Source organism: Nocardia coffeae, assembly GCF_019890715.1.
In the GTDB taxonomy this organism is placed as follows: Bacteria; Actinomycetota; Actinomycetes; order Mycobacteriales; family Mycobacteriaceae; genus Nocardia; species Nocardia jiangxiensis.
Genome location: NZ_JAINZY010000076.1, coordinates 1 through 501, shown reverse-complemented (window position 1 = coordinate 501; position 501 = coordinate 1). Strand labels below are relative to the sequence as shown.

Here is a 501-nt window from a genome sequence, read left to right as displayed (position 1 = left end):
AATCAACACCACCGACCGGCGCGGCTCATACGCGAGCCACCGCGGGACCGCCGCGATCAACGCACCGGGATTATCGATGTACACCATGAACGAAACTCCTTTCAACGCAAACGAACCCAGCAGTTCCTGAATGGATGGCCAGGCCCGCGGGTGTCATCGGGCCTGGCCGGTGCACGAGTGCTCAGGCCACCTGTGCTCCGGTGTCGTGCGGGACCGCGCGCAGGCTGCACCCGGCTTCCTAGGATTGGTGCTCGATTCGGCGTGGCGCAGCAGGCCACCTGCGCGCGCCTGCTCATCCGAACTCACAGCAAGTCCTCCCGCCCGGCGCCGGTCGCGGAGGTGGTGAGGCGATCCAGAGCGATCTGCGCGGCGAGGAGATCCAGTACCGTCGGCACGGACCGATCGGTGCTCTCGTCCTCGCCCGGGTCGCGGGTGGCGTCGCGGACCTTGCGGATCGCCAGAAGCGGCACGCCCCGCATCCGCACCCCGGTGAGCGAGGGT

General features: G+C 68.3%; 1 protein-coding gene. It reads right to left on the bottom strand.

Features of this window, described 5'->3' with window-relative positions:
• Window positions 1-302: 302 nt before the first annotated feature.
• The coding region (locus tag K7711_RS47105; protein WP_222979703.1) for a hypothetical protein at window positions 303-501 on the bottom strand (199 nt) is incomplete at its 5' end.